17 protein-coding genes and 2 tRNA genes are annotated in these 20164 nt (G+C 63.5%); 4 read left to right on the top strand and 15 right to left on the bottom strand.

Annotated features, from left to right (window positions below):
* Window positions 1-3 precede the first annotated feature (3 nt).
* Window positions 4-906, bottom strand: coding sequence for a polyphosphate kinase 2 (gene ppk2, locus Bravens_RS01500; protein ID WP_062019668.1), 903 nt, complete (start codon window positions 904-906; stop codon window positions 4-6).
* Window positions 907-1142: 236 nt separating this feature from the next.
* Between ppk2 and Bravens_RS01490 the strand changes: the two genes are divergently transcribed.
* Window positions 1143-1216 (top strand) — tRNA-Leu (locus Bravens_RS01490).
* A 295-nt stretch (window positions 1217-1511) separates the two neighbouring features.
* Here Bravens_RS01490 and Bravens_RS01485 read toward each other — a convergent pair.
* The 8 genes from Bravens_RS01485 to mfd all read right to left on the bottom strand — a co-directional run bounded on the left by Bravens_RS01485 (window position 1512) and on the right by mfd (window position 11913).
* Window positions 1512-2870, bottom strand: coding sequence for an NAD(P)/FAD-dependent oxidoreductase (locus tag Bravens_RS01485; protein WP_019175672.1), 1359 nt, complete (start codon window positions 2868-2870; stop codon window positions 1512-1514).
* A 24-nt stretch (window positions 2871-2894) separates the two neighbouring features.
* Entirely contained in the window at window positions 2895-4130 is a 1236-nt protein-coding gene (locus Bravens_RS01480) for a S8 family peptidase (RefSeq protein ID WP_244878090.1), read from the bottom strand.
* Between the two features lie 20 nt (window positions 4131-4150).
* A complete protein-coding gene (locus Bravens_RS01475) occupies window positions 4151-5104 on the bottom strand; it encodes a Ppx/GppA phosphatase family protein (protein WP_062019659.1) in 954 nt (317 codons plus the stop codon).
* Window positions 5101-5601 carry a DUF501 domain-containing protein gene (locus Bravens_RS01470; RefSeq protein WP_062019657.1) on the bottom strand — a complete coding sequence of 167 codons (501 nt, stop codon included), beginning with the start codon at window positions 5599-5601 and terminating at the stop codon, window positions 5101-5103. The genes Bravens_RS01475 and Bravens_RS01470 overlap by 4 nt, the downstream gene beginning before the upstream one ends.
* Window positions 5598-6014, bottom strand: a complete 417-nt coding sequence (locus Bravens_RS01465) for an FtsB family cell division protein (RefSeq protein ID WP_062019655.1) — start codon at window positions 6012-6014, stop codon at window positions 5598-5600. The genes Bravens_RS01470 and Bravens_RS01465 overlap by 4 nt, the downstream gene beginning before the upstream one ends.
* Window positions 6015-6268: 254 nt before the next feature.
* The gene (eno, locus tag Bravens_RS01460) at window positions 6269-7549 is read right to left on the bottom strand and encodes a phosphopyruvate hydratase (protein ID WP_062019653.1); all 1281 of its coding nucleotides are present in this window, start codon (window positions 7547-7549) and stop codon (window positions 6269-6271) included.
* Between the two features lie 57 nt (window positions 7550-7606).
* Window positions 7607-8371, bottom strand: coding sequence for a MazG nucleotide pyrophosphohydrolase domain-containing protein (locus tag Bravens_RS01455; RefSeq protein ID WP_062019650.1), 765 nt, complete (start codon window positions 8369-8371; stop codon window positions 7607-7609).
* Entirely contained in the window at window positions 8368-11913 is a 3546-nt protein-coding gene (mfd, locus tag Bravens_RS01450) for a transcription-repair coupling factor (RefSeq protein WP_062019648.1), read from the bottom strand. The genes Bravens_RS01455 and mfd overlap by 4 nt, the downstream gene beginning before the upstream one ends.
* Window positions 11914-12036: 123 nt before the next feature.
* On the opposite strand from mfd, the gene Bravens_RS01445 reads away from it, so the two are divergent.
* Window positions 12037-12729 carry a rhomboid family intramembrane serine protease gene (locus tag Bravens_RS01445; protein WP_062019646.1) on the top strand — a complete coding sequence of 231 codons (693 nt, stop codon included), beginning with the start codon at window positions 12037-12039 and terminating at the stop codon, window positions 12727-12729.
* On the opposite strand, the gene pth is transcribed toward Bravens_RS01445, so the two are convergent.
* From pth to Bravens_RS01420, 5 genes are all read right to left on the bottom strand, one after another.
* Window positions 12726-13307, bottom strand: a complete 582-nt coding sequence (pth, locus tag Bravens_RS01440; protein WP_062019644.1) for an aminoacyl-tRNA hydrolase — start codon at window positions 13305-13307, stop codon at window positions 12726-12728. The two genes, Bravens_RS01445 and pth, sit on opposite strands and share 4 nt — an antisense overlap.
* A 105-nt stretch (window positions 13308-13412) precedes the next feature.
* Window positions 13413-14075: a 50S ribosomal protein L25/general stress protein Ctc gene (locus Bravens_RS01435; protein WP_062019642.1), complete on the bottom strand. Its 663-nt coding sequence runs from the start codon at window positions 14073-14075 to the stop codon at window positions 13413-13415.
* 181 nt (window positions 14076-14256) lie between these two features.
* The gene (locus Bravens_RS01430; protein WP_062019640.1) at window positions 14257-15231 is read right to left on the bottom strand and encodes a ribose-phosphate diphosphokinase; all 975 of its coding nucleotides are present in this window, start codon (window positions 15229-15231) and stop codon (window positions 14257-14259) included.
* Window positions 15228-16676 (bottom strand): bifunctional UDP-N-acetylglucosamine diphosphorylase/glucosamine-1-phosphate N-acetyltransferase GlmU, encoded by a 1449-nt coding sequence (gene glmU / locus Bravens_RS01425; RefSeq protein ID WP_019175684.1) that lies wholly within the window; start codon window positions 16674-16676, stop codon window positions 15228-15230. Before glmU ends, Bravens_RS01430 begins: the two co-directional genes overlap by 4 nt.
* A gap of 41 nt (window positions 16677-16717) precedes the next feature.
* Window positions 16718-16789: transfer RNA gene (locus tag Bravens_RS01420), tRNA-Gln, on the bottom strand.
* Between the two features lie 75 nt (window positions 16790-16864).
* On the opposite strand from Bravens_RS01420, the gene Bravens_RS01415 reads away from it, so the two are divergent.
* Both Bravens_RS01415 and pcrA read left to right on the top strand, forming a co-directional pair.
* Window positions 16865-17269, top strand: a complete 405-nt coding sequence (locus Bravens_RS01415) for a hypothetical protein (RefSeq protein ID WP_019175685.1) — start codon at window positions 16865-16867, stop codon at window positions 17267-17269.
* A 118-nt stretch (window positions 17270-17387) separates the two neighbouring features.
* Window positions 17388-19781, top strand: coding sequence for a DNA helicase PcrA (gene pcrA / locus Bravens_RS01410; RefSeq protein WP_062019638.1), 2394 nt, complete (start codon window positions 17388-17390; stop codon window positions 19779-19781).
* Window positions 19782-19790: 9 nt separating this feature from the next.
* Here the strand turns inward: pcrA and Bravens_RS01405 are convergent, their stop codons facing one another.
* A complete protein-coding gene (locus tag Bravens_RS01405; RefSeq protein WP_062019636.1) occupies window positions 19791-20150 on the bottom strand; it encodes a hypothetical protein in 360 nt (119 codons plus the stop codon).
* Window positions 20151-20164 lie beyond the last annotated feature (14 nt).

The following is a 20164-nucleotide window of genomic DNA, read 5'->3' as shown; positions in this document are numbered from 1 at the left end:
GCGTCAGTCGCCGACGGCTTCGATGCCGCGCATCACGATGTTGGCATCCGGTTCGTAGACGACGCTGGTGTCCTTGTCGTCGTATTCGACCGTGTTGAGGAAGTAGCGCATGGCGTTGAGCCGGGCCCGCTTCTTGTCGTTGGACTTCACCGAGATCCACGGGGCGTGATCGGTGTCGGTGCGCAGGAACGTCTGTTCTTTCGCTTCCGTGTAGTCATCCCAGCGGCCCAGCGATTCGAGGTCCATGGGTGACAGTTTCCACTGGCGCACGGGGTCGATCTGGCGGATGGCAAAGCGGGTGCGCTGTTCGGCTTCCGTCACGGAGAACCAGAACTTCGTCAGGTGGATGCCAGCCTCAACGAGCATGCGTTCGAACTCCGGGGCCTGGCGCATGAAGACCTCGTACTGGTCGTCAGTGCAGAAGCCCATGACGCGCTCAACATTGGCGCGGTTGTACCAGGAGCGGTCGAACATGACGATCTCACCGCGCGTGGGCAGGTGCTGCACGTAGCGCTGGAAGTACCACTGGCCGGATTCTTCTTCTGTCGGCTTAGCCAGCGCCACGATGCGAGCTGAACGCGGGTTGAGGTGCTCCGTGAAGCGCTTAATGGTTCCGCCCTTGCCGGCAGCGTCACGGCCCTCGAACACAATGACGTTGCGCAGGCCGTTGTCTTCGGCGAAGTACTGGTACTTCAGAAGTTCGATCTGCAGCTTGTACTTCTCGATTTCGTAGGCTTCCCGGTCCATGAGGGTGTCGTACGGGTAGCCTTCGCGCCAGGTTTCAACGGCTTTGCCGTCAGGGCTGATGAGGTGCGGGTCAGGAGTGTGCCCGTCTACAACCGTGTAGCCCTCCGTGCGGAGTTTGTCGATGTATTCGCGCAGGTTTTCTTTTGGGTGGGGGTGCATACAGGCTCCTTAACTTGCTTCTCTTTCCACTTTACGCACCGAGATTGACACGAGATGAACTGGCGCACAGATTGCTGCTGTTGAAGGTTCGGCGGATGGGCGCGGATGGGCGGTAGGGGTCAGGGAGCTGCAGATTCTTGCTCTGGGCACCCGGCACTGATTCCGCCTTCCGCGGCGCAGTCCTGCTAAGCTCGAGGGGCTGTTCGAGCACGTTTTCGGCCAGCATCTGCACCACTCCCCCTATAGCCCAATCGGCAGAGGCAGTCGACTTAAAATCGATTCAGTGTGGGTTCGAGTCCCACTGGGGGGACTTTTTCTGCCCACACAGCGCGTACGCACCCACCCCGTAGCCGGATTCTGCGCCTTAGGAACAACTTCTACGGCGACATTTTCCGGCTATCGGGAGTCTTTTTGCGGCTAACGGGTGGATTCCGGCTAACGGGTGTTTTTGCCGCCAACCGGAGCCCCACCGCCAAGCCACCACCCCACACCCCTTAGCCGGATTCTGCGCCTTAGGAACAACATAAGGCGGGGCCACCGGAAATCGGCGGCCCCGCCTCGTGAGTGATCAGGCAGGCTGGCTGTCAGCCCTTCAGATCAGCGCGTCACTTCTTCGGTGCAGGCTTTGAGTTGGCTGCTTCGACGAAGTTCTTGCGCGGCACGTCGAGGTCCTTGACCGGGGTGAGGTCGCGGCCGAGAACCAGGTTGAGGCCCCAGTTGACGAACACGCGGACCTTGCGGTCGACGGTCGGGATGGCGTAGCCGTGGTAGGCACGGTGCATAGCCCAGGCAATGGGTCCGCGCAGTTCGGTCTTGCCCATCTGCGAAACACCCTTCCACAGGCCCATGCCGGCAACAACGCCGAGCGACTTGTGGTAGTACTGCTTGAATTCGGTTTCGCCGCGCAGCGAAGCCAGCAGGTTTGCGGCCAGAACCGGAGCCTGGCGGACGGCGTGCTGAGCGTTCGGCACGCAGAAGCCGCCGGGGCCGTCACCGGTGAGGTCCGGAACAGCGGCGTTGTCACCGGCAGCCCATGCGCCTTCGACAACACCGTTTTCATCTTCGACGCGCAGGTCGGCGCGAACCGTCACGCGGCCGCGGTCGTCCAGCGGAAGGTCGGAGTCGACGAGGACCGGGTTGGCCTTGACACCGGCGTTCCACACGATGGTGTCAGCGGTGAACTGTTCGCCGTTGGAGAGCTTGCAGACCTTGTCGGTGCAGTCTTCCAGGAAGGTTTCGAGGTAGACGTCGATGCCGCGGCTGCGCAGGTGGTCGACAACCCAGCGGGCCTGAGCTTCGCCGACTTCCGGCATGACGCGCGGCATGGCTTCAACAAGCACGAAGCGCACGTCGGCGTCGGTGAGGGTTTCGCGTTCGCGAACACCCGCACGGACCATGTCTTCGAGTTCTGCGAGGGCTTCGATGCCTGCGAAGCCACCGCCGACGAACACGAAGGTCAGAGCCTTGCGGCGCTCTTCGTCGTCTTCCATGAGAGCAGCTTCGTCAAGGCGGTTGAGCACGTGGTCGCGCAGTGCGACTGCTTCTTCGATCCGCTTGAGTCCGATGGCTTCGTCAGCCAGACCCGGAATCGGCAGGGCGCGAGCGACGGCACCTGCGGCCAGCACGATGTAGTCGTAGTCGAGTTCGAACGCTTCGTCACCTTCGGGTTCGATGGTGACGAACTTTTCAGCGTGGTTGATGTTGCGAACCGAGCCGATGACGACCTCTGCGCCCTTGAGGTTGCGGCGCAGCGGAACAATGGCGTGGCGCGCTTCAATCGAACCGCCGGCAACTTCCGGCAGGAACGGCGCGTACGTCATGTACGGGTTCGGGTCGACGACGGTGACGGTTGCTTCTCCGCGACCGAGGTTCTTCAGGAGGTTCTGGGCTGTGACGAGACCCAGGTAGCCACCGCCGACGATGAGGATACGAGGACGTAGTTTGCTGTTGCGAATCAAAGCCATACCCCCAGTCTAGACCCAAACGTCTTAGTGATTGCGACCACGGTTGCGCAACCGCCTGCCCACGCCGATTCCGGCGGTCACAGCGGCGCCGGCAAGCAGGATGGTGAAAACCGCGGGACCGCTGCGAGCACCTCGGGCTTCAGCTTCTGTCAGGGTGCCGGCGGCATGGGTTTCCGGGCCCGAGGTGGAGCCCGCCTCTTCCTGCTGCTCAGGTTTGGTTTCGGCCCGCCTGTGCATGTGAATCCAGTCGGTGAGCGCTTTTTCTGCTGACGGGGCCTTGTCGATGTTGGCTTTGAGCGCTTCGACGGGGCGGATGCGGCCGTAGCCGACGGTCGTGTCGAAGTCATCGCCGTTTGTCACACCGTCGTGGTCTTTTACGGCCGTGGCGGTCGAACGCAGTGCTTCGGCGGTCTGGTCGGCCGTGTAGTCGGGGTGCGCTGAGCGAATGAGTGCTGCGGTTCCGGCGACGATCGGTGCGGCGAAAGAGCACCCTTCGGCGGTTCCGTAGCTGCCGCCGGTCAGTGGGACGGGAATGCCCTGAGAGGGTGCCATGAGGTCAACGTCAACACCGGGTGCTGAGGACTGTTCGTCGACTTTTCCATCGCGGCCGACACCGCCGACTCCGATGACACCGGGTACCGTGGCCGGTGACCACACGCGTTCAGCACCCTGCGAGGCGTTGCCAACGCACGCAATGACGAGCACGTCCTTTTTGTAGGCGTGCATAAACGCTTTGTCCCATGATTCGGGCCAGGCGGGATCAGCCCAGCCCAGGGACATGTTGATGACCTTCGCGCCGTTGTCAGCAGCCCAGATGACCGCGTCGGCGGCCTGGTCGCGGCTGTCGGATTCGTCAGGGGTGTCGGAGCCCAACCAGATGGACGCCGACATAATGCGCGAATCCGGCGCGATACCCACCGGTCCGACGCCCTTTCCGGTGCCGGCGATGACACCGGCGACCGCGGTTCCGTGGTGGATGGTCTCCTGCGGCCCGACGGGTGTCGTGCCGTCCTTCTTCGCCCCGGAAAAGTCTTTTGCATCGACCACGCGGCCCTTGAGGTTTTCGTGGCTGTCGTCAGTTCCGGAGTCGATGACGGCGACTTTGACGCCCTTGCCGGTCGAGGTTTTCCACGCCTCTTCCAAGCCGAGGTCGTCAGCGAACCACTGGCCGGGTCCGGGTTCGATGGCAGCGGCCGGCTGCGCTGTTCCGGCACTGAGCACCACGGCGGCAACAGCAGCCGTGGCCGCAGCGCGCTTCATACGCGACAGGGCCCGCATTCTCAGGCCGTTCGCTGTGCCAAGTCGATGGCGATGCCGTCGAGGATGTCTGCTTCCGAGGTGATCAGCGGAATGCTGTGGCCGACCGCCTGTTCGATCCGGTGGACCAGACGGCGATAGACAATCGCGCCGCCGACGATCACGTCGACGCGTCCCGGGTGCATGTAGGGCAGCTGTGCACGGGCGGCCGAGGTGGCAGAAAGCAGGTCCTGTACCGCCCGGTCTGCTTGTTCGCGACTGAGCTGAGCCCCGTGGATGACGTCCGGCTGGTATGCCTCGAGGCCGAGTGCGGCCGCAGTGATCGTGGTGATGGTGCCTGCAACTCCCACGAGGGCGCGCGCGGATGCAATGTCAACGTGCTTGGCGGCCTCGTCGAAAGCGGCGTCGACGTCGGCTTCGATCGCAGCGATGTTCTCGGCACTCACGGGGTCCGAGGTGATGTGGCGCTCGGTCATGCGGACACAGCCGATGTTCATGGAGTACCCGCCGTCAACGGTGTCCGAGCCCACAACGAGTTCAGTGGAGCCTCCCCCGAGGTCCATGACGAGCACCGGCTGGGGCAGTCCCCCGTCGATGCGCGAAGCAACACCGGCGGTCGCCCCGAGGAAGCTCAGCGCCGCCTCGTCGTTTCCGCTGATGACTTCCGGTGTGATGCCCAGACGCTGCTGTACCCCGGCAAAGAATTCATCGCGGTTGCCTACGTCACGGCTGGCAGATGTCGCGGCAAAGCGGACGGGCATGGGCCCGTGTTCGCGGATGAGTTCAGAGAATTCATCGCACGCGGTGAAAACCCGTTCGAGTGCTTCGTCAGCGAACCGTCCGGTGGCGTCAACACCCTGGCCCAAGCGCACAATCCGCATGCACCGCACAACGTCGACAACATTGTTGCCCTCGACATCGGCGATGAGCAGGCGAATGGAGTTAGTGCCGCAGTCAACGGCTGCCGCGCGGGTCATCGAGCGACCTCGGGAACGTTTTCCATGAGCGACAGAGCGCGGTCGCCGATCGGGTTGATGCCCGGACCGGCTGCAAGCGAGTGGGCTACGAGCGCGTGCAGGCACTTGATGCGGGTGGGCATGCCGCCGGCGGAGAAGTCCTTGATCTCCTCAACCTCGGGGATGCCTGCGTCCAGGCCGATCTGCCTACGGTCTTCCAGGTAGAAGCGGTGTGCCAGACGGTAAGCGTCAGCCAGTTCGGGAAGTTCAGACAGCTGCGCGGTCCATTCGGTCATGATGCCGCTGGATTCCAGGCGGGAGCATTCGCGCACGTAGTCGGGGTGGGTCAGGTAGTACACCGTGGGGAACGGCGTTCCGTCTTCCAGTCTGGGCGCGGTTGCCACGACGAGGGGTTCGCCGGTGACCGAGCGGGCTGCAACACCCAGCATGCCGCGGGGAAAGCGGCCGAGCTGCTCTTCGACGATCGCGCGGTCCTGCTCCGAGCTTGAAAACTTCACTGATCCTCCGATGCCATTCCCACTGTCGACATGTAATCGGCCAGTTCCTGATACCAGGGCCTGTCGACCTGCCCCTTGTTTGCCTGACCTGCCGCAGTGTCTTCGCGGTCTTCATCGACAACGATATACAGCGTTTCGCCGTCTTCTGCGTACAGGTGCTTTTCCCGGGCGAGCTTCTTGACGTACTCGGGGTCATCGAAGTCTTTGCGGCGCTTTTCCAGCTGGTCGATTTCCTCTTGCGTCTGGCTGTTCTGCTTTTCCAGCGCCCGAATCTGCTGGGCCTGGCGAACACCCGCGCTGACCGACGGCAGGAAGCCGACGGCCAGAAGCACGAGGATGATCGAGAAGACGGCAATACGAGCCGCAGACCAACGGGAACCGCGGTTTGTGCGACGTTTGTCTGCGCTGCTCATATGCACCTCATTCGTGCGTAGGGGAAGGGAAGAAGCACGAACACAGTCAAGTGTGCCGTGTCAGTGCCGGATGTTATGGGAAGCAGTCGGGGTGTGTCGCAATCATTCGCCCACACCCGCAAGCACCCGCAGCCGCAGCGGCGGCACGCAAAAAGCGAGCGGGGTGTGTTTCCACACCCCGCTCGCACCCCGGCCGGTTCAGCGGCACTGGCTGGGCAGAACCAGCTCAGCAGACCCGACCGGCAGAAGTCCGGTCAGCCCTGGAAGCGCGGGAAGGCACCTCGTCCGGCGTAGCGGGCGGCATCGCCCAGGATCTCCTCGATGACCAGCAGGCGGTTGTACTTGGCCACGCGCTCAGAGCGTGCCGGGGCACCCGTCTTGATCTGTCCGGCGTTGACGGCAACCGCGAGGTCCGCGATCGTCGTGTCTTCGGTTTCGCCGGAGCGGTGCGAAATCATCGTGGTGTAGTTGTTCGACTGCGCCATGTTGACTGCGTCGAGCGTTTCGGTGAGCGTGCCGATCTGGTTGACCTTCACGAGCAGCGAATTGCCGGCACCTTCGTCGATGCCGCGGGCCAGGCGTTCGGGGTTGGTGACGAAAAGGTCGTCGCCGACCAGCTGCACGCGATTGCCCAGCTTTTCGGTGATGGCAATCCAGCCGTCCCAGTCGTTTTCGTCCAGCGGGTCTTCAATCGACACCAGCGGGTACTTGTCGACGAGTTCGGCGTAGTAGTCGGCCATCTGCTCGGCGCTGCGCTTTTCGCCTTCGAAGCTGTACACACCGTCCGAGAAGAACTCGGAGGAAGCCACGTCGAGGGCGAGCGCAACGTCCGAACCGGGCTGGTAGCCGGCGTTCTTGATGGCTTCGAGGATGAGGTCGAGCGCTTCTGCGTTGGAACCGAGGTTCGGGGCGAAGCCGCCTTCGTCACCCAGGCCGGTGGACAGGCCGCGTTCTTTGAGAACGCTCTTGAGCGAGTGGTAGACCTCGGTGCCCCAGCGGAGTGCTTCGCGGAAGCTTGCCGCGCCGATGGGGGCGATCATGAATTCCTGGATGTCGACGTTGGAGTCCGCGTGGGATCCGCCGTTGAGGATGTTCATCATGGGCACCGGCATGAGGTGCGCGTTCGGTCCGCCCAGGTAGCGGAACAGCGGCAGGTCCGAGGAATCTGCCTGCGCGCGGGCTACGGCGAGCGAGGTGCCGAGCATGGCGTTTGCGCCCAGGCGGGACTTGTTGTCGGTGCCGTCAAGGTCGATGAGGATCTGGTCAACGATCCGCTGGTCGTCGGCTTCTTCGCCTTCGATGGCGTCGTTGATTTCACCCAGCACTGCTTCAACAGCTGCCAGCACGCCTTTGCCGTCGTAGCGTTCGGGGTCGCCGTCGCGCAGTTCGACAGCTTCGAACTCGCCTGTCGATGCTCCCGACGGAACACCTGCGGTGCCGACGGAGTCGTCTTCCAGCAGAATCTCAACTTCGATCGTCGGGTTGCCGCGCGAGTCGAGGATCTCGCGTGCGTTCGCGGCATCAATCCTTGCCATCTGGGGTACTCCTTGTTGTTGTCGTCCCGGGCCACCCCGAGGGGTGCGGGTTTAAGTCTATCCACGCTTATGAGCGTTGTGGCTCAGTGTGGCGTCTTCGGCGGCTTCCGTTGCCAGCCGCAGGGCTTTTTCGGGGTCCACTCCCCTGCTTCTGGCTTGTGTCACCAGGTCGAGCAGTTCCCTCCCGATCCGCTCTTCTTCTGCCGAGGTGCCGGCTGGATTGTCTGCCGAGGTGCCGGCTGGGTTCTGCAGTTGCCACCCCATCCGCTGGGCTCGGTCGACGACGGCTGCAGCGTGGGCCAGTGCTGGCATGGTTCGCGGAAGCGAATCGAAGGAGCTTTTTGCCGCCTGTGTTCCTTCGGCCTGCCGTTCGCGGGCTTTTGTCTTTTCATACATGTCTTCGACTTCTTCGAGCGTCCACGGTGCTGTGGATTCGAAGACGTGCGGGTGGCGGCGGACGATCTTGTCTTTCAGCAGCTGTTCAACCTCGGCAAAGGCCACCGGCTGTACTGCCTGTCCCGTCGGCTGGCTGTGCGGTTGAGGTGCGTCGAGTACAGCGGCGTGGAACAGAACCTGGTAGAGAACGTCGCCGAGTTCTTTTTTCAGCTCTGCAAGACTGTGCGCGTTCCGGGCCTCGCTGTGCTGCTCGATTGCCTCGAGCAGTTCGTAGGTTTCCTCCAGCAGGAACGGCGCAAGGCTTTCGTGCGTGTGCTCAGCCGCCCACGGGCAGCGCGCCCGCAGCAGGCTGAGCACTTCGGCCAAGGTGAGCCCAGCGGGATCCACGGGATCCCAGGAAACCGGTTCCGGCGCCTCGTGAGTCATGCGGCCTCATCCAGCGGGAAGACCTGATCGAGCAGCGTGCGGCACCATTCCAGCAGTTCCGAACCGGTGAGTTCGCGCTTGTCGAAGCCCTTGCCGGGGCTGACCGGCTTGGGCACGAGGATTGAGCGCAGCGCCGGTTTGATGAGCGCTTTCGGGTACAGGCGCTTGAGCCTGACCACCTGCCATTCGGCCAGTTCCGCCGGGCCGAAGCGGATGAAGTTGCCCTGCGTGACGATGTCGCTGATGCCGGACTGGCGAGCGCGAATGCGCAGGCGCGCCACGTCCGCAAGCACTGCAACTTCGTCCGGATAGGGGCCGTAGCGGTCGGTGAGCTCTTCGAGGACTTCCCGCAGCGCCTCTTCTGTTTCGGCGGAGGCGAGTTTGCGGTAGGCCTCCAGGCGCAGGCGTTCGTGCTCGACGTAGTCGGTCGGCAGGTGCGCGTCAATCGGCAGTTCGACCTTCATGGGCGGCAGCTCTTCTTCGCCGTCGCCCTTGAAGTCGGCAACCGCCTCGCCGACCATCCGGATGTACAGGTCAAAGCCGACACCCTCAATGTGGCCGGACTGCTGACCGCCCAGCAGGTTGCCGGCACCGCGGATTTCGAGGTCCTTCATGGCCACCTGCATACCGGCGCCCAGTTCCGTGTGCGCGGCAACCGTCTGCAGACGATCGTGCGCGGTTTCGGTCAGCGTGATGTCGCTGGGATACAGGAAATAGGCGTAGGCGCGCTCCCGGCCGCGTCCCACCCGGCCGCGTAGCTGGTGCAGCTGAGACAGGCCCATGCGCTCGGCGCGGTCGACGATCAGCGTGTTCGCATTCGAAATGTCGATGCCGGTCTCCACAATCGTGGTGCACACAAGAACGTCGTAGCGCTTCTCCCAGAAGTCGACGATCACCTGTTCCAGCTGGCTTTCGTTCATCTTTCCGTGCGCGACTGCAATCCGGGCCTCCGGTACGAGCTCCGCCAGGTGGCCTGCGACCTTCTCGATGTCCTGGACGCGGTTGTGGATGTAGAAGACCTGGCCTTCGCGCAGCAGCTCACGGCGAATCGCAGCGGCAACCTGCCGGTCTTCGTACTTGCCGACGTATGTCAGAACGGGGTGGCGCTCCTCCGGAGGAGTTGCCAGTGTCGACATTTCGCGGATTCCCGTGACCGCCATTTCCAGGGTGCGCGGGATCGGGGTTGCGGACATGGCCAGCACGTCGACGTTGGTGCGCAGCGCCTTGAGGGTTTCCTTGTGTTCAACGCCGAAGCGCTGCTCTTCGTCGATGATGACCAGGCCCAGGTCCTTGAAGCGCACTTCGCCGGACAGCAGCCGGTGGGTGCCGATGACCAGGTCGAGTTTGCCCTCTTTGAGGTCATCCTTGGTCTTCTGAACTTCCGCCGGGGTTTGGAAGCGCGACATCGCAGCGACTGTGACCGGGAAGCCGGAGTAGCGTTCGGAGAACGTGTCGTAATGCTGCTGAACGAGCAGGGTTGTCGGCACGAGCACCGCGACCTGTTTGCCCTCCTGGATTGCCTTGAAGGCCGCGCGCACAGCGACTTCCGTTTTGCCGTATCCCACGTCACCGCAGATCAGCCGGTCCATGGGAATCTGCTTCTCCATGTCCTCTTTGACTTCGTCGATCGTGGTCAGCTGATCGGGTGTTTCGTCATACGGGAAGGCGTCTTCCAGTTCCCGCTGCCACGGGGTGTCCGGGCCGAAAGCGTGGCCGACGGTCGCCCGCCTGGCCGCGTAGAGGCGGATGAGCTCACCGGCGATCTCCTTGACCGCCTTACGCGCCTTCTTCTTGGTGTTCGACCAGTCCGAACCGCCCATCTTGTTGACCTTGGGGTCTTCCCCGCCGACATAGCGAGTCACCTGGTCAAGAGCATCCGAGGGAACGAACAGGCGGTCACCGGGCTGGCCGCGCTTTGAGGGCGCGTACTCGATGACGAGGTATTCGCGAGTGTGCTGGTCCTTGCCGCGACCCGTGGTGCGCTGCATGAGCTCAACGAAGCGGCCCACACCGTGCTGGTCGTGGACGACGTAGTCACCCGGTTTGAGGTCGAGCGGGTCGACCTGGTTGCGGCGCCTGCGGCTGGGCAGCCGGCGCATATCCCTGGTCGAGGTGGCAGCGGCACGACCGAGCACCTCGGCTTCCGTCAGCACGGCGATGTGGTGCTGGTCGAAGACGAAGCCGGCGTAGGCGGCCGCTGTTGTCACGAGGATTGTGCCTTCGGCCTTGTCTGCCAGGTCAGGTTCGAAGCGCGCCGGGAGGTCGGCTTCGCTGAAGACCTCCACCAGGCGCTCACCCGGCCCCTTGCCCTCTGTGAGGACGTAGACCTGCCAGCCGTCCTTGATGTGCTGACCGACATCTGCGAGCACCGCCTGAACATCACCGGAATAACCACGAGGTTCACGTGCCCCAATGGTTAGGACAAGGCGGTCGGATTCGAGTTCGTCGTCGATGGCGAAACCGCCCAGGTCCCACCATGAAAAGCCACGGTCCTGCGCGGCCTGCTGCACCTCGGCGTAGCTTGCGAAGCTGGCGGCCGACAGATCGACGGGGCTTTCGGCACCCGCGGCAGCCGACGTCCAAGCAGCGGCCAGGAACTCCTCGGTTGTGGCCACCAGGTCAGCAGCACGCGCCTCGACCTTTTCCGGGGCCGTGACGAACACGGCGGTGTTCTCCGGCAGCACCGCCATGAGCGGCTCCATGCCGTCAGCCAAGACCGGGGCGAGTGACTCCATACCCTCAACCGCAATGCCGTTCGAGATCTTCTGCAGCAGATCAGCTGCCGCCGGGACTTCGGAAATGAGGTCTGCCGCGCGGCGCCGCACGTCCTCGGTCAGCAGAACTTCACGGCACGGTGGGGCCCACAGGTCGTATTCGGCACCGTCGGCAGTTTCGAGCGAACGCTGATCCGCAACCGCGAAGGGGCGGATCTCTTCGACCTCATCGCCGAAGAACTCAATGCGCAGAGCATGATCGGCGGTCGGCGGGAAGACGTCGAGGATGCCGCCGCGCACAGCGTATTCACCGCGGCGGGACACCATGTCCACGCGGCTGTAGGCCAAACCGGACAGCCGTTCAGCAAGCTCTTCCAGATCAGCTTCGCTGCCGACGGAAAGTTCGACCGGCTCCAGATCGCCCAAGCCCTTGACAAGCGGCTGAGTGACAGCCCGGACGGGTGCGACGATCACCGACAGCGGAGCGTCTCCCGGGTGTGCCAGGCGACGCAGCACCGACAGGCGCTGGCCGACAGTGTCCGAACGCGGGGACAGTCGTTCGTGCGGCAGAGTTTCCCACGACGGGAACATGGCAATGGAGCGCGGGCTTAAGTGATCGGCTAAAGCGTTGACGAGCTCATCGGCTTCGCGGCCGGTTGCGGTGATGACCAGAACCGGGCGGCCCTGTGCGGCGGCCGCCGTGATGTGGGGCCACAGCCCTTTGACGGCTTGGATCGCGCCGCTGCCGTGTTTTTCGCCGACAGCATTGACGACGTCGGTGAATTCAGAAAGCTCGGACAGGGCAGAGGAAATACCGCGAACAGACACCCCCACAGTCTAAACGCCCGGCGTTCTGGGCTCTTTCGGCCGGTCTTTGCAGCCAGCCAGCGGCCGAGCTTCGACGCTTCCCGGCCCAGCGCGCTCTCATGTGTTTTTGAGACCATGGAGCCCATGAGCTCACAGCAGACCCGCGGCGTGACCCTGACGGTCCCCGCGCACTACTTCGCCCCCGTCGTGATGCTCGCGCTCATGTGGATTATGCGCGTGATCAGCACGGTCGCACCCAGCACCGTCCATGCCCTCGGGGTGCGCGCGTGGAGTCCATCAAGCCTGTGGGCAATTGCAACATCGCCGTTTGTGCACGTCAGCTGGTTCCACCTGTTTTCGAACTCGGTCCCGTTCCTCATTCTGGGGCTCATCGTCGCCTTTGACGGCGCCAAGCGCTTTGCGACCGTCACCGTGCTCTCGGCCCTTGCCGGCGGGCTCGGGGTGTTCTTCGTCAACCGGCCAGGAACCGTCACGGTCGGCGCTTCCGGGCTTGTGTTCGGCTATTTCGGCTACCTTGTTCTGCGCGGTCTTTTTGCCCGCGGCATGCTGCGCAAGGTCATCTACATTGCCGTCGCGGTCGTTGTGACCGGCCTGTACGGAGTGTCGATGGTCATCGGTCTGATCCCGCGCGGCACCTCGATGTCGTGGCAGGGCCACCTGTTCGGGCTCATCGGCGGATGCTTGGCGGCGTGGGCCATCGGCTCAGCTGGAAAGACCGGCACTCAGCAGAACGCCCGCCCCACAAAGCAGACCGAGTCTCAGCAGGCCGGAGATCCTGAACTCGATCGGCTGCTGCGGGACCTCGACATCGACTAACCGCGTGAACGGCCGTGATAGCGCTGCTGGGTTTCCGTCAATCCCAGGCGCACCAGATCTTCGCAGGCATCCGCAAGGTCGCCCACGAAGATCGGCAGGTTCGCGGTCTCGTCACTGGAAAAGGGACGAAGCACGAAGTCGGCGGTGTCCATGCGTCCGGGTGGGCGGCCAACACCGGCGCGCAGCCGCAGATAGTCGCGGGTTCCGATGTGCTGTGTGATGGAGCGCAGGCCGTTGTGGCCGCCCTCTCCCCCACCGATTTTGAGTTTGATGCTGTCGAAGGGAATGTCGACGTCGTCGTGGACGGCGATGATCCGCTCAGGGTCAACCCCGTAGAAATCAGCCAGACCGCGTACCGCGATCCCGCTTTCATTCATGTAGGTCATGGAGCGCATGAGCACCGCTTTTTCGCCGCCGATGCGGACGGTGTCGGCAAAGGCGCGGTGTTTGGTTTTGCTCAGCGCACCGCCGGTGCGGCTCAGCAGTTCATCAACCACCATGTAGCCGATGTTGTGCCGTGTGCGCTCATAGCGCGGCCCCGGATTGCCCAGGCCGACAATCAACCAGGTTCCAGACATCGCCGTTCTCCTCGAAAAGCTCGCAGTGCTCAGTGTTGTGCTTTAAGACCGTGTATGTGCGAAAGGCCCCGCACTCGGGCGGGGCCTTTCACAGAGATCAGAAGATCAGTCTTCGGATTCTTCTTCAGCTGCGTCGTCGCCGGCTTCTTCGGCGTCGCCCTCAGCTGCTTCGGGTTCGTCAGGCTGAGCGTCGGATTCGAGTTCAGCTTCGAGTTCTTCAGCCGACATTTCCTGCGCAATGTTGACGACCATGAGCTCTTCGTCGTCGACCAGTTCGACATCGCCGGCGAGCTTGACGTCGCCCGCGTAGATGTGGTCGCCTGCTTCGCGGCCTTCGACCGAAACGATGACTTCTTCCGGCAGGTCGGTGGCGTCTGCGAGAACGCGGACGGTGACCGCTTCGAGCGAAACGATGGTTTCGGGTGCGGATTCGCCTTCGAGGGTGACGGGGACGTCGACCTCGATCTTTTCGCCCTTCTTGACCTTGATGAGGTCAACGTGGACGATGTCGCGGCGGACCGGGTGGCGCTGCACTTCACGTGCAACCGCGAGCGACTTGAAGCCGTCGTCGTCGTTCTTGATTTCCAGAAGAGCGTTCGGGACCTTCATCGCCATCATGATGTCGTGGCCGTCGATGGTCATGTGAACGGGGTCGATGCCGTGACCGTACATCACAGCGGGAACGCGGCCGGCACGGCGTGCGCGGCGGGATGCGCCCTTGCCGTGCTCATCGCGCGGCTTAACGTTGAGAACAAAATCAGCTGCCATTGTGTCTCCTTCGTGGTGAATACAATCCCACGGCGGACGCAAGATAACCCGCGTCGATAACGGGAGTCTGGGCTCCCCTCGCCGAGGCAACCACACAAGAATACACTACGCCCCGCCCACGGCAGAAATGCCGCGAACGGGGCGAGTGCGAAAGCTCTGGCGCTCAGCGCCGAAGCCCGCCTCAGATGTCGAACAGGCTGGTGACGGATCCGTCTTCGAAAACTTCGTGGACTGCGCGTGCCAGAAGCGGTGCGATCGACAGTTCGGTGAGCTTGCCGAACTTCTTGTCGTCTTCGATCGGCAGGGTGTTGGTCACGATGACCTCTTCTGCGCAGGAGTTGTCCAGGCGCTCAACTGCCGGGCCGGAGAACACGGCATGGGTGGCGACGATGATGACGCCCTTAGCGCCGGCGTTCATGCACGCGTCAGCCGCCTGGACGATCGTGCCGCCGGTGTCGATCATGTCGTCGACGAGCACGCACATGCGGCCTTCGACATCACCGACCACGCGGTTGGCCTTGGATTCGTTCGGACGGTCGATGTCACGGGTCTTGTGGATGAAGGCCAGCGGCACACCGCCGAGCGCTTCCGACCAGTTCTCTGCGACCTTGATGCGGCCGGCGTCCGGGGAAACAACCGCCAGGCTGCTGTCGCCGTAGTTGTCCTTGACGTAGCCGGCCAGGGTCGGCAGGGCAACGAGGTGGTCGACGGGGCCGTCGAAGAAGCCCTGGATCTGGGAGGTGTGCAGGTCGACCGTGATGATGCGGTCAGCACCGGCGGTGCGGAAGAGGTCGGCCATGAGGCGGGCGGAGATCGGTTCGCGGCCGCGGTGCTTCTTGTCCTGACGGGCGTACGGGAAGAACGGGGCGATAACGGTGATGCGCTTGGCGGATGCGCGCTTGAGCGCGTCGAGCATGATGAGCTGCTCCATGACCCATTCGTTGATGGGCGTGCAGTGCGACTGCAGAACGAACACGTCGCTGCCGCGCACGGACTCGGAGTAGCGCACGTAGATCTCACCGTTGGCAAACGGCCGGATTTCGGTTTCCAGCAGTTCCGTGCCGAGGTTCTCGGCGACATCGGCGGCCAGTTCCGGGTGCGAACGCCCCGTAACCAGGACGAGTTTCTTTTCGCCGGTAGTTGTAATCTCGTTCACTTGCCCTCAGACTCCTTAGCGCGCTCTGCGGCTTCTGCTGCTGCTGTTCCGGGTCGGTTCTTCTGAACCCACCCCTCGATGTTCTTCTGTTCAGCGTAGGTGATGGCCAGTGACCCCGCGGGAACGTTCTTGCGGATGACGGTGCCGGCGCCCGAATAGGCGCCGTCGCCGACGGTCACCGGTGCGATGAACATCGTGTCCGAACCGGTGCGGCAGTGGGAGCCGACAACAGTGCGGTGTTTGGTCTGTCCGTCGTAGTTGACGAACACGGAGGAAGCTCCGATGTTGGAGTAATCGCCGATTTCGGCGTCCCCCACGTAGGTCAGGTGCGGCACCTTGGTGCCGGTCCCGATCTGCGCGTTCTTGGTTTCGACGAAGGTGCCGATCTTGCCGTCGGCACCCAGTTCCGTGCCGGGGCGCAGGTAGGCGAACGGACCGACCGAGGCGCCCTCGCCGATCACCGCGAGCTCGCCGTGGGTGCGAATGACGCGGGCTCTTGCCTTCACCTCGGTGTCGGTGAGCGTGGTGTCCGGCCCGATGACGGCACCGGTGCCGATGTCGGTGGCTCCGTGCAGCTGGACGTTCGGCAGGATCGTGACGTCGGGGCTGAGTGAAACGTCAGAGTCGATCCACGTGGTTTCGGGGTCGACGACGGTCACGCCTTCGCGCATCCAGTGTTCGACGGTGCGGCGGTTGAGTTCGCGGCCCAGCTGGGCCAGCTGCACACGGTCGTTGGCGCCCTCGACCTGCCACAGGTCATCCGTGACCATCGCAGCGACCGAAGAGCCCGCATCGCGAGCCAGGCCGATGACGTCGGTGAGGTACTTTTCGCCCTGCGCGTTGTCGGTGCTGACCTGTTCGAGGGAGGACCGCAGGACGCCCGCGTCAAAGGCGTAGATGCCGGAGTTGATTTCGGTGATCTTGCGCTGCGCGTCGTCGGCGTCTTTTTCTTCGACGATCTTCTCGAGCGCACCGGCGGCGTCGCGGATGATGCGACCGTAGCCGTGCGGGTTGTCCACGTGGGCAGACAGAACCGTGACGGCGTGGGAGTTCTCTTCGTGGAAGCGCACGAGGTCCGCAATCGTCTGCGAGGTCAGCAGCGGGACATCGCCGTAGGTGACGACGACAGTGCCGCGCAGGTCCTGCGGAAGCTGGGTGAGAGCGCATTCGGCGGCCCGGCCGGTGCCGGGCACGCTGTCCTGGTCGGCAACGATGATCGACTGTTCGACAGCCGCCGTCACCTGGTCGAGGTGGTCTGCCACGAGTTCGCGTTCATGGCGCAGCACAACCACGAGGTGTTCGGGAGCAACCCCGGCTGCCGCGCTGACCGCGTGGTGCAGGAGGGACCTCCCGCCGATCTGGTGCATCACCTTCGGTGTTGCGGACTTCATCCGGGTTCCGGCGCCTGCTGCCAGAACGATGACAGCTGCGGGATGGTCAGCCATGCTGCTCCTCGGTGTTGACTGCGTGCGGTTTTCCGCTTCAGCTCCGCCCTTAGGATTCGAACCTAAACTGCACGGCTCCAAAGGCCGGCGTGCTGCCATTACACCAGGGCGGATCGATCCGACGTGGGATACGGCCCCGAGCTGGCCCGCTCAGGGTGCTCTCATATCTTGCCACTAGAATCTGGGCTATGGAAATCGTTCAGAATATCCTCGTTCTTCTTCACCTTATCGGCATGGCGATGATCGTCGGCGGCTACCTCGTCACGGTCAAAGCACCGCGAGTTCTGCCCGGTATGCTCCACGCGGCCGGCCTGCAGGTCGTCACCGGCATCCTGCTGTTCGGAATGTTGGAGATGCAGGGCAACCCGACCATGTCGCTGCGAGCAGGTGCTGGCATCAAGATCCTCCTGGGACTTGTTGCGCTCATCGTGTTCATCATCGGCAACAAGCGCGAAAAGGCTGCCGCACCCGCTGCCGGTGCCGACGTTGCCGCTGACGGCGCGGTCAAGACCGCTGCCCCGTCGGCCACTATGGCGCACATCGGCTTCGGCGCGGCTGTGCTCGCCGTGCTCGTCGCAGTCTTCACCCTCTGATTTCGTCGGACTGCAAGGGGCGCCGTGAGTACGGCGCCCCTTTTCTGTGCCTGTTCTCTGCGTCCGAATCGCACTCGCAGGCCCTGCGTCAGCCCCTCCTGCCATACTGGGAAGCACCATGAGCTCACCGTTCGATTTCCTCAATCCCCATGCTTCCGCTGCCGCCGAAGCCGCAGCCTCGCCGACCCCGGAATCCTCCGTCTCCACAGACGGTTCGGTGCCTACCACCTCGGACCCGGAAGAGCTGCTGGCCGGACTCAACCCGCAGCAGCGCGAAGCCGCTGTACACCAGGGCGGCCCCCTGCTGATCGTGGCCGGGGCGGGCTCGGGCAAAACTGCGGTGCTCACCCGCAGGATCGCCTACGCACTGCGCACCGGACGGGCGCACCCCGGGCAGATCCTCGCCATCACCTTCACCAACAAGGCAGCCCGGGAAATGCAGGAGCGCGTCGAACAGCTCATCGGCACGCAGGCCCGCGGCATGTGGATTTCGACCTTCCACTCGGCGTGCGTGCGCATTCTGCGCCGCGAAGCCAAAGCGCTGGGCCGCAGCTCGAACTTCACCATCTACGATTCCGCTGACTCTCTGCGGCTAATCACCCAGGTGGCCCGCGAACTCGACCTTGACACCAAGAAGTTCTCTCCGAAGTCACTCCAGCACCGCATTTCGAACGTCAAGAACGAACTCATCACGGCTGAGGACTTCGCCGCGCAATCGGCGAACAACCCGTATGATTCGACGATCGCGTCGGTGTACACCCGCTATCAGCAGCGGCTTGCCACGGCCAACGCCTTCGACTTCGACGACCTCATCATGGAAACCGTCCACATGCTCGGCGCGTTTCCGGACATCGCGGCCAGCTATCGGGCGCGGTTCCGCCACATCCTCGTCGACGAATACCAAGACACGAACCCCGCGCAGTATCAGCTGGTCAGGGCGCTTGCGGGAACTGATTCGGACGACAACCCGGCCGAACTCACGGTCGTCGGCGATGCAGACCAGTCCATCTACGCTTTCCGCGGCGCCACGGTGCGCAATATCGAAGAGTTCGAAGAGGACTTTCCGCAGGCAGCCACGGTTCTGCTCGAACAGAACTACCGGTCCACGCAGAACATCCTGTCAGCGGCCAACGCCGTCATCTCCAACAACGACGACCGTCGGGTCAAGCGCCTGTGGACGGACTCCGGCAGCGGGGACGTCATCACCGGCTGGGTGGCCGACAGCGAACAGTCAGAAGCGCAGTTCATCGTCGACCGCATCGACTCCGTCATGGACGACAAAGGCCTAAGCTACGGCGACTTCGCGGTGTTCTACAGGACCAACGCCCAGTCCCGGGCCATTGAAGACGCGCTTGTGCGCTCCGGCATCCCCTACCGGGTCGTCGGCGGCACCCGCTTCTACGAGCGCCGCGAAATCAAGGACGCGCTGGCCTATGTCCGCGTCATCGACAACCCGGATGACGACGTCAACCTCAGCCGCATCATCAACGTTCCCAAGCGCTCCATCGGAGATCGCTCCCTGGCGCTGCTGCAGGCCTTTGCCTCGCGCGAACAGATTTCCCTGTGGGCGGCCCTGCAGCGAGTCGACGAAGCCCCCGGCATGACATCCCGCACGCTCGGTCCCCTCAAAAAGTTCACGGTCCTGATGAACGACCTCATGACTTCAGCTGACGGTGCGCCTGCCTCCCGCGTCATCGAATCCGTTTTGGAACAGACCGGCTACCTGGCTGAACTGAGCGCCAGCTCGGATCCGCAGGACGAAGCCCGGGTCGACAACCTCGCCGAACTCGTTGCCGTGGCCGAAGACTTCCACGCGCAGCACCCGGAAAGCACTCTCGGAGACTTCCTTGAGCGGGTGTCGCTGACAGCGGATGCCGATTCGATTCCGGACGCCGAACTGGGCGAAGTCACCCTCATGACCCTGCACACGGCCAAGGGCCTCGAATTCCCCGTGGTGTTCCTCACGGGTCTGGAAGACGGCACGTTCCCCCACCAGCGCTCATTCTCCGATCCCACGGAACTGGCCGAAGAGCGCCGCTTGGCCTATGTCGGTCTGACCCGAGCAGAGCAGAAGCTGTTCCTGTCCCGCGCTGAAACCCGCTCTATGTGGGGCCAGCCGCAGTACAACCCGCCCAGCCGCTTTCTAGGCGAAATCCCCGAAGATCTCATCAACTGGGAATCGACGGGCACGCTGAGCCCCGCGGCAGCTGCCGAGCGCGAAGAATCGCGTTCCGGTGCACACGGATGGTCGGGCACTCTGGGCCGCAGCATGCGCTCAGGCCGGCCCAGCCAGTCCGCGGCGAGTGTTGGCCGCAGCTTCCCCAACCGCATTCGCCCCAATCGCGAAGCCGTTGTCGTCGAAGCCGGGGACAAGGTTTCCCACGACTCCTTCGGGGTGGGAACGGTTCTCGAAGTGTCCGGAAGCGGAGACAAGGCAGTCGCGACGGTCGACTTCGGTTCAGAGGGCACCAAGCGCCTGCTCATGCGCTACGCGCCGGTCGAAAAGCTGTAGCCGGTGCCGTCAGGTTGACGGCAGGGTCAGAGTGAGAAAAACCAGGATGGCCGCGGCAAGCAGCGTCGTCACAGCATCAGTGGCGGCACTTCGGTTGACCCAGGTTTTCTGCCATGAGCTCGGCACAATGCGCAGGAGCCCCACGGCGGCGATTGTCGCGGCGAGCATGATGCCGCCCACGCGAACGTTCACGAGTGCACCGGCACACGACAGCGCAATCCCGATGAGCGTGTACAGGAGAACCCAGTCGCGCCGCACCGGGTTGGAATAGCGGCGCTTCCAGTAGATCCACCTTTTGGAAATGGGCCCGCGACCTCCCGTGCGAGCGCGGCTCGCACGGGAGGTTCGGGTTTTGCCGGCCTTAGCCATGTGTGCTCTGGCGA

The sequence above is a fragment of the Brevibacterium ravenspurgense genome, assembly GCF_001584615.1.
Taxonomy (GTDB): domain Bacteria; phylum Actinomycetota; class Actinomycetes; order Actinomycetales; family Brevibacteriaceae; genus Brevibacterium; species Brevibacterium ravenspurgense.
The sequence above is the reverse complement of the archived record's forward strand: the minus strand, read 5'-3'. Positions and strand labels throughout refer to the sequence as shown.

Bases quoted from the DNA above. Each gene is read 5' to 3' on its own strand.
- ppk2 (WP_062019668.1), bottom strand. From the start codon at position 906: ATGCACCCCCACCCAAAAGAAAACCTGCGCGAATACATCGACAAACTC.
- Bravens_RS01485 (WP_019175672.1), bottom strand. From the start codon at position 2,870: ATGGCTTTGATTCGCAACAGCAAACTACGTCCTCGTATCCTCATCGTC.
- Bravens_RS01480 (WP_244878090.1), bottom strand. From the start codon at position 4,130: ATGAAGCGCGCTGCGGCCACGGCTGCTGTTGCCGCCGTGGTGCTCAGT.
- Bravens_RS01475 (WP_062019659.1), bottom strand. From the start codon at position 5,104: ATGACCCGCGCGGCAGCCGTTGACTGCGGCACTAACTCCATTCGCCTG.
- Bravens_RS01465 (WP_062019655.1), bottom strand. From the start codon at position 6,014: ATGAGCAGCGCAGACAAACGTCGCACAAACCGCGGTTCCCGTTGGTCT.
- eno (WP_062019653.1), bottom strand. From the start codon at position 7,549: ATGGCAAGGATTGATGCCGCGAACGCACGCGAGATCCTCGACTCGCGC.
- Bravens_RS01455 (WP_062019650.1), bottom strand. From the start codon at position 8,371: ATGACTCACGAGGCGCCGGAACCGGTTTCCTGGGATCCCGTGGATCCC.
- Bravens_RS01445 (WP_062019646.1), top strand. From the start codon at position 12,037: ATGAGCTCACAGCAGACCCGCGGCGTGACCCTGACGGTCCCCGCGCAC.
- pth (WP_062019644.1), bottom strand. From the start codon at position 13,307: ATGTCTGGAACCTGGTTGATTGTCGGCCTGGGCAATCCGGGGCCGCGC.
- Bravens_RS01435 (WP_062019642.1), bottom strand. From the start codon at position 14,075: ATGGCAGCTGATTTTGTTCTCAACGTTAAGCCGCGCGATGAGCACGGC.
- glmU (WP_019175684.1), bottom strand. From the start codon at position 16,676: ATGGCTGACCATCCCGCAGCTGTCATCGTTCTGGCAGCAGGCGCCGGA.
- Bravens_RS01415 (WP_019175685.1), top strand. From the start codon at position 16,865: ATGGAAATCGTTCAGAATATCCTCGTTCTTCTTCACCTTATCGGCATG.
- pcrA (WP_062019638.1), top strand. From the start codon at position 17,388: ATGAGCTCACCGTTCGATTTCCTCAATCCCCATGCTTCCGCTGCCGCC.
- Bravens_RS01405 (WP_062019636.1), bottom strand. From the start codon at position 20,150: ATGGCTAAGGCCGGCAAAACCCGAACCTCCCGTGCGAGCCGCGCTCGC.